We start from the raw sequence: 7,086 nt of genomic DNA, 5'->3' as shown, positions 1-7,086 counted from the left end.
TCCAAATCCTTGCGGGCACACCGGAAATGGATCGCAAGGTCGGCTACCTGACCAAGTACCTCACCAAGTCCGTAGCCGAAGTCCTCGACACCGATTCCCCTCGCGTGCAGCGCCATTACGACCGGTTGCATGCACAGTTGCAGCGCACCCCATGCTCACCCACGTGCGCTGTGTGGCTGCGTTACGGCATTGTGCCCAAAGGGGCCAGCGAGAAGACCCAACCGGGGCATTGCCGGGGCCGTAACCATCGCCGTGACCTGCTCGGCGTCCCCGGCAAACGCTGTGTGTCCTCTACCGAGTGGACCGGTAAGACCCTCCCGGACCACAAGGCCGAACGGCTGGAATTCGTCCGCAACGAACTCGCCGCGATCGGCATCATTCCACCCGACACCTCACACCTGCGGATCACACCTGTCGAACCAGGCGACCGGGAAGCACCCCCACGCTCACACCTGGTCATCGCCCTCGTCTCAGCCCGGCTGACACAGCGCGCCCAATACACACGGGCGCGCCTCGCGATAGCCGAAGGACCACCAGGCGACCGGCCGGACTCACACGAAACAGCTACAGCACAAAAGCATTCGGCAGTTCCGGATGCAGCCTAGGAAGGAGTGGAAAATGATCGAGGACGACACCTACCTCAGAGCCAAGGACTGCGAGGCACTGACCGGAATTCCGGAAGCTACATGGCGGTGGTGGGCTCATGTCGGGCGCGGTCCTGCCAGTTTCAAGCTCGGTGCTCGCCGACGTGTCTGGCGCAAGTCCGTCATCCTGGCCTGGATCGCGGAGCAAGAAGCCGGTGCGACCCTCGGTGATGCCGCATGAGCGGGGTGCGCCGGAATCGTCGCGCGGGCGTTGAGGATCTGTGGACCAAGGACGAACGGCAGCCGGACGGCACGGTGCTACGCGTACCTTCCAAGCTCGACGGCAAGGGAAAGCGCTGGCGTGCAAGGTATGTCGATGGAAAGGGTGAAGAGCACTCCAAGCGATTCGCCCGTAAGGCGGATGCTCAGTCATGGCTGGATGGGCAGACGGCAGCGGTCGTCACTGGTGTTCATGCTTCACCAGCTGCGGGCCGTGTAACGGTGGACGTCGTGGCGACGGCGTGGCTGGCTGGTCATCCGTCCTGGGAGAAGTCGACGCGAGCACGGTACAAGTCCATCGTTGCCAAGCACATTCGGCCAAGATGGGGGAGCGTTCGCCTTGCCGACTTGGCGCACGATGAGATCCAGGAATGGGTCATCGAGCAGGTAGATCGTGGTGCGGCTGGCGGCACTGTACGGAAGAACCTCGGTGTGCTCTCGCAGATCTGCGACCATGCGGTGATCACACGACGGATCGCGGTCAACCCTTGCGGCACAGTCGATCGGCCGAAACAAAGTCTCGGCAAACGGCGCTACCTCTCGGGCGTGGAAGTCGAGCAGCTGGCTGAACACGCGGGCGGCAACTGGCTCGCGGTCATGGTGCTCGCCTACTGCGGTCTCCGATTCGCCGAGGTGGCCGGATTACAGACCTCGGCCGTGAACCTGCAACGGCGACGCCTGCAGATCGAGCGAACCATTACCGAGGTCGACGGGGTACTCGTGACGAAGGCACCCAAGGACCATCAGCGCCGAAGCGTGCCGTTCCCGGCGTTCCTGGCTGAACCGCTGAAACAACATCTTGCCGGTCGGCAACCGGATGCGGAGGTCTTCACCTCCCGGCGCGGGGCGGTACTGCGCGTTCGGAACATGCGGCGCGCGTGGTGGAACGGAGCAGCGAAGGCGGCCGGTCTTGAGGGGTTGACTCCTCACGAATTGCGCCATACGGCTGCATCGCTCGCAGTGTCGCAAGGAGCCTCAGTGCTCGCGCTACAGCGAATGCTGGGCCACGACAAGCCAAGTACGACTCTCGACGTCTACGCGGACTTGTTCGATGACGACCTGGACGACGTGGCCGCGCGGCTGGACAGCGCACGTACCGATTTCGCTACTGCGTACTCTCTGCGTACCCAACCGAGTGCGGTGGTCGTTGACTCGGGTATGAAAACGGCCTGACCTGTGGTGGAACTGGTGCCCTCGGCAGGATTCGAACCTGCGACACCCGCTTTAGGAGAGCGGTGCTCTATCCCCTGAGCTACGAGGGCTGGCCGGGATGGCTCCCGGACGTTCGGGAGTCTACCGGGTGGGGGTGGGAGACGCCGCATCCGCCGGTGAGGGGGAACTGGGGGCGGCGTTGTGCGGGTGGGGTGCGCCACCAGTTCCTCCTGATCATGAAGGTTTGGTGCCGGTGGCGATGATGTAGTCGGTCCAGGGACCCCAGAGGGTGAGGGCGGGGCGGCTGAAGGCTAGGCGCAGGGCTGGGTTGACGCGGCGCATGTCGGGGTCGCGGAGGCGTTTGGTGAGGTAGTCGGCTAGTGGGGCGTAGACGTGGTGGCGGATGGAGTAGGTGACCACGTCGGTGAAGCCCGCTGCTTGTAGGGCTTGGTGGTAGCGGTGGATGTCGAAGACGTTGCCCAGCGGTGGGCGATTCGGAAATGCGGTGCGGGGGACGATGTCGGCGGTGACGAGTTTGCCGCCGGGGCGTAGGACGCGGTGAGCTTCGCGGAAGAACTTGGGGTAGGACGGGAAGTGGAAGGCCGATTCCAAGGCGGTCACTTTGGTGCAGGACTCGTTGTCGCGGGGGAGATCGATCGCGGAGCCGTATTCATATCGAATGTGTTGGGACAGGCCGAGTTCGGCGGCGCGTCTGGTCGCGATCTCGATCTGCTCGACGGCGATGTTCATGCCGATGATCTGTTTCGGGGCGAATTCCTGCGCCCACAGGAAGTCCTGGTCGCCGTAGCCGAAGCCGATATCGAGCTGGATGTCGTCCGGGCCGAGTTCGGCTTCGCGGCCGACCAACCGTGCCAGCTCGCGGCTCGCTTCGTCGAGAGTGGCCGGATTGTCGCGCCAATAGCCGAGATTGATGAACAACGAGTCCTCGCCGAACAGGTTCTGCGGGCCGACCACGTCGTACACCCGGCCTACCCGCTGGCCTGATGGCAGCAGCGGCACCTTCGCCCATTCGTAGCATTCGCGGGCCCAGCGCAGTGATCGGGTGCCGATGTCCTCGACCGGGATATCGGCGGTGGTCAGCGTCATGGAACCTCCCGACGTGCGGCCGGGCAGACGCCGGCCGATCTCGACACTCAACAGTCTGAGACAGTTGCCGCACGGGCGTCAAGAGCGGACTGCGCGGTCAGCCCAGCCAGCGCAGCGCGCGGTCGAAGGCGGAGTCCAGATTGTGCGCGAACTCCTCGTCGGTGAAGACGGGCTCGCTCAGCTCGGGCGGGATGCCCGGCCCGTCGAAAGTCCGGCCGTCCGAGGTCGGGAATTCTTCGTTGGGCAGGCCGAACCACCAGTCCGCGTATCTGTCGCCGGGCAGCTTGCGCTGCATGACATCGGAGAAGACGCCCTGAGTGGGCTCGCCGATTCGCGTTGTGCGCGAGGGGCGTTCCAGCATCGCCTGGGTGAAGGTCTCGCCTGCGCTGATGGTGGAACCGCCGGTGAGGATGGCGATGGGGCCGAGGAACGGGTCGGCCGCGGGCTCGACGCGCAGCGGCTGCGGGGCGGTGTTGCGCGTCTTCTTCGCATAAGCGAAATACGGGCGATCGGTAAGGCGGGCCGCCAGTTGCAGGCCCAGGCTGTCCGAGCCACCGCCGTTGATGCGGAGGTCGAGGACCAGCCCACGTAGTCGGCTCAGCCTTTCCGGCGTGAAGATCGCATCGAGGGCGCGGGCGAGTTCGGCGCTGTCGGCGGCGAAGGTGCGTTCGGTCGCGTACCCGCTGAAAGCGGAAATTCGCAGGTAGCCGTAGCCTTGTCCGGGTATGTCCGCATAACTGATGCGCCCGTTGGCGTACTCGGTCAGCCGGTGGCCGGCGAGATCGCGCCGCTGGACGAATTCCTTGACCTTTTGGTCGAATGCCGGGCCGGGCATCGTGGTACCGGGCCGGGTCGTACCGAAGAGTCCGAGGTCACCGGCCGAGACCGCCACGTGCGCGTCGTGCAGTGGCGCGACCATGTCGCGAAAGACGGCGAACAGTTCGGCGTCGTCGCCCTGCCGTTCGGCGCGCAGCGCGCGATCCCGAAACTGATCTCGGACCTGTTGCCAGTCAATACCTTTCGCGGCGAAGAACGGGTAGTTCTCCTGGAAGGTCTGCCAGAACACGTCGAAGGCGGGCGGCTGCTGCGGGTCGTTGCACAGCGTCGGCAGAACGGGCAGGCGGCGCAGCGTGCGATCGCCGGGTGAACCATCGATGTGCAGGGCGGCTCGATCGGGCGAGTCCGCCGCGCGCACGGCGAGCACATCTTTGCCTGCGGTGACGAAGGTTGCGGGATCGTCCGTGCGGCTGGCGGTCTCGTCTTTCAGGCAGCTGAGCGAGGTCGTCTGAAACGTCTCGAGCACGTTGTCGTGGATCGAGACGGCGGTGCCGTAATCGGCGACCTGCCAGAAGCCGGTGGGAAACTCGGTTGCCGCATCCGGCCCGCATGCCGCGCTGATCGCGCCCGTTGCCACCAGCGCGGCCGTGACGACCGCGGTTCGCTTGCGCTGCATGATCATTCGACCACCGTCCGGCATCGGACCGGTCGATCACAACCGTGCGGGCAGGTGTCCCCGGGTGTGGCCAGCTCTACTGTCGCTCAGAACCCGCCGTCGAACCCGCCGCCGTCGAATCCACCCCCATCGAATCCGCCACCGTCGAACCCGCTCCCGTCGAATCCCCCTGTGTCACCACCGTATCCAGCCCCCGGAGTCATACCCGCCATCCTCGAATCCGCCCGGATTCGCCTCGAGCCCACCGCCCGCTGCCAGCCCGTCCTGATACCCGTCTCCGTACCCGCTCTCGAACCCCTGTGCGCCATAACCGATCCCGGACATCCCGGAGAACAGCGACGAGAACAGCAGTGCCGACCCGAGGCCCCACGCGCCGCCGATCAACGCGGGCTTCCACCAGGGTTCGGAGTACCAGCCCGCGGGGACCGGCCGACCGGCGACGCGACCGCCGGGAAAATAGTTGGGCGTGGCCGCCGACGGATTCGGCGAGGCGGCGATCTCTCGGCCTTCGTGCTCGATGACCCGGTTCTCGCTGACCTTGCCCGCCGTGTCCTGCCCGTCGAGGGTGGGGATGGCGGGGCCGGGATCCATGCCCATCGCGCTGCGCGCGGCCTGGGTGTAGTAGAGCCCTTCCAACGCGGTCTGCTTGGCCAGCCGGGCCTGGGCGGGCGTGCGCGCCTGATCGAGTTGCGACCCGGCGGCGAGGTGCCGCTCGGAGGCGTCGACCAGAGCCTGTTCAGCGGCGTCGTTGGTGCCGCTGAGGTTGTAGATCTGCCCGCCGAGCCGCTCGTTGACCTGGCGGGCGTCGGCCAGCGCATCGGCGAGCTCGGTCGCCGCGCGCTGGGTGCGCTGCCGGGCCTGTACGAGGATGAGCGCGCCCACCGCCACGATCACCACGATGATCAGGAGCCATAACACGGTGCGCACCTCTTCTGTAGCCGGTCGGCGAATACCGTCCAGTTTACTGGGCGCTTGCTGAGACTCAGCTGAAAGCGGTGGCTGCTAGCGCACCGCGGCGGCCTGTGCCTCGTCGTAGTCGGCGGTGTCGAAAGTCCTTGTCTTCCAGCGGTACAGCACGGTGGCGCCGGGCCAGTTGTTGGTGATGCGGCCCGCCGCGTTGCGATACCAGCTGGAGCAGAAATTCCACGGCGTATCTTTCAGCCGGCGCTGCAACCAGTCGTCCCAGGCTTGTTCGGTGCTCGCGCGGGCCGCGAGATACCGGCCCGGCCGGTCGGTGAGGTACTGCACCACCTGACGGATGTAGCGGGCCTGCGATTCCAGCATGTAGATGATCGAGCCGGAGCCGACATTGGTGTTCGGGCCGTACATCATGAATAGGTTCGGGAAATGCGGCACGGACAGGCCGAGAAACGCGCGGGCGCCGGCATCGCCCCAGACGTCGGCCAGCTTGCGGCCGCCTACGCCGTAGATGTTCATCGGCGCCAGGAACTCGGTGCCTTTGAAGCCCGTGCCGTAGACGATGACATCGACCTCGTGCTCGACGCCGTCGGCGGTCCGGATGCCGGTCGGCGTGATCGCCTCGATCGCGGTGGTCTCCACCGTGACGTTCGGCTCGGCCAGTGCGGGAAAGTATTCGTTGGAGAACAAGCCGCGCTTGCACCCGGCCGCGTAGTCGGGTGTCAGTTTCGCGCGTAACTCGGGATCGGGGACCTGCCGCTCCCGATGCCGATCGGCCAGCGCGATCACCGGTGTCTTCATGCCCGGGATATCGGTCAGCGCGAGGGCGAGCACCTCGAACAGCGACCAGATCGCGAACCGTTCGGCGAGCCGGGTCGGCGGCAGATACTTGAAGACCGCTTTGTGCGTGTCGCTGTACTCGGTGTCGAACTTGGGCAGCACCCACGCCGCGGAACGCTGGAACAGCGTGAGGTGCGCGGCCGTGGGCTGGATACGCGGAATGTATTGGATCGCACTGGCTCCCGTGCCGATGCAGGCGATCCGCTTGCCGGTCAGCTCGACGCTGTGGTCCCATTCCGCCGAATGGAACGCCGGTCCCGCGAAGGTGTCGATGCCCGGGATGTTCGGCATCGCGGGCCGGGAGAGCTGGCCGACGGCGGGCACGAAGACATCAGCGGTGAACTCGGCGCCGTCGGCGGTGCTGATCTGCCACTGGCCGGTCGACTCGTCGAATTCGGCGTCGGTCACCTCGGTGCCGAACCGGATGAACCGGGTCAGTTCGTGCTTGTCCGCGACTGCGCGCATGTACGCGTGGATATCGCGCTGTTCCGAGAAACGGCGCGGCCAATCCGATTTCGGTTCGAACGACCACGAATACAGCGGCGACGGCACGTCACACGCGGCGCCCGGATAGGTGTTCTCCCGCCAGACGCCGCCCAGATCCGCGGCCTTCTCCAGGATCGTGAAGCTGTCCACCCCGGCCCGCCGCAGCTCCAAAGCCAGGCCGAGCCCCGCGAATCCGGCCCCGATGATGATGATGGACGGCGTCTTCATACTCCGAGCGTATGACTCGAATGCCCAGTTCCGAAGACA

The 7,086-nt window shown here is 65.8% G+C and carries 6 protein-coding genes, 1 tRNA gene and 1 pseudogene; 3 read left to right on the top strand and 5 right to left on the bottom strand.

Annotation, left to right across the window (positions count from 1 at the left end):
* The 3 genes from NBRGI_RS47905 to NBRGI_RS42745 form a co-directional block, all read left to right on the top strand.
* Positions 1 to 605: replication initiator (locus NBRGI_RS47905; protein ID WP_370627936.1), on the top strand; the 605-nt coding region annotated here is incomplete at its 5' end.
* A gap of 13 nt (positions 606 to 618) precedes the next feature.
* Positions 619 to 825: a helix-turn-helix transcriptional regulator gene (locus tag NBRGI_RS42750; RefSeq protein WP_051728469.1), complete on the top strand. Its 207-nt coding sequence runs from the start codon at positions 619 to 621 to the stop codon at positions 823 to 825.
* Entirely contained in the window at positions 822 to 2,036 is a 1,215-nt protein-coding gene (locus NBRGI_RS42745) for a tyrosine-type recombinase/integrase (protein WP_029904007.1), read from the top strand. The genes NBRGI_RS42750 and NBRGI_RS42745 overlap by 4 nt, the downstream gene beginning before the upstream one ends.
* 13 nt (positions 2,037 to 2,049) lie before the next feature.
* On the opposite strand, the gene NBRGI_RS42740 is transcribed toward NBRGI_RS42745, so the two are convergent.
* The 5 genes and pseudogenes from NBRGI_RS42740 to NBRGI_RS42720 all read right to left on the bottom strand — a co-directional run bounded on the left by NBRGI_RS42740 (position 2,050) and on the right by NBRGI_RS42720 (position 7,047).
* Positions 2,050 to 2,125: transfer RNA gene (locus NBRGI_RS42740), tRNA-Arg, on the bottom strand.
* Between the two features lie 124 nt (positions 2,126 to 2,249).
* Complete coding sequence (locus tag NBRGI_RS42735) at positions 2,250 to 3,122, bottom strand: SAM-dependent methyltransferase (RefSeq protein ID WP_051728467.1); 873 nt, start codon at positions 3,120 to 3,122, stop codon at positions 2,250 to 2,252.
* Positions 3,123 to 3,219: 97 nt separating this feature from the next.
* A complete protein-coding gene (locus tag NBRGI_RS42730) occupies positions 3,220 to 4,581 on the bottom strand; it encodes a S41 family peptidase (protein ID WP_029904003.1) in 1,362 nt (453 codons plus the stop codon).
* A gap of 80 nt (positions 4,582 to 4,661) precedes the next feature.
* Positions 4,662 to 5,502: pseudogene (locus NBRGI_RS44840) on the bottom strand (DUF1542 domain-containing protein).
* Between the two features lie 75 nt (positions 5,503 to 5,577).
* The gene (locus NBRGI_RS42720) at positions 5,578 to 7,047 is read right to left on the bottom strand and encodes a flavin-containing monooxygenase (RefSeq protein WP_029904001.1); all 1,470 of its coding nucleotides are present in this window, start codon (positions 7,045 to 7,047) and stop codon (positions 5,578 to 5,580) included.
* Positions 7,048 to 7,086: the final 39 nt, after the last annotated feature.

The organism is Nocardia brasiliensis IFM 10847, assembly GCF_000710915.1.
GTDB lineage: Bacteria > Actinomycetota > Actinomycetes > Mycobacteriales > Mycobacteriaceae > Nocardia > Nocardia brasiliensis_A.
The sequence above is the reverse complement of the archived record's forward strand: the minus strand, read 5'-3'. Positions and strand labels throughout refer to the sequence as shown.

Excerpts from the sequence above, each read along its gene's own strand:
- NBRGI_RS42735 (WP_051728467.1), bottom strand. The coding sequence starts at position 3,122 with ATGACGCTGACCACCGCCGATATCCCGGTCGAGGACATCGGCACCCGA.
- NBRGI_RS42745 (WP_029904007.1), top strand. The coding sequence starts at position 822 with ATGAGCGGGGTGCGCCGGAATCGTCGCGCGGGCGTTGAGGATCTGTGG.
- NBRGI_RS42750 (WP_051728469.1), top strand. The coding sequence starts at position 619 with ATGATCGAGGACGACACCTACCTCAGAGCCAAGGACTGCGAGGCACTG.
- NBRGI_RS42720 (WP_029904001.1), bottom strand. The coding sequence starts at position 7,047 with ATGAAGACGCCGTCCATCATCATCATCGGGGCCGGATTCGCGGGGCTC.
- NBRGI_RS42730 (WP_029904003.1), bottom strand. The coding sequence starts at position 4,581 with ATGATCATGCAGCGCAAGCGAACCGCGGTCGTCACGGCCGCGCTGGTG.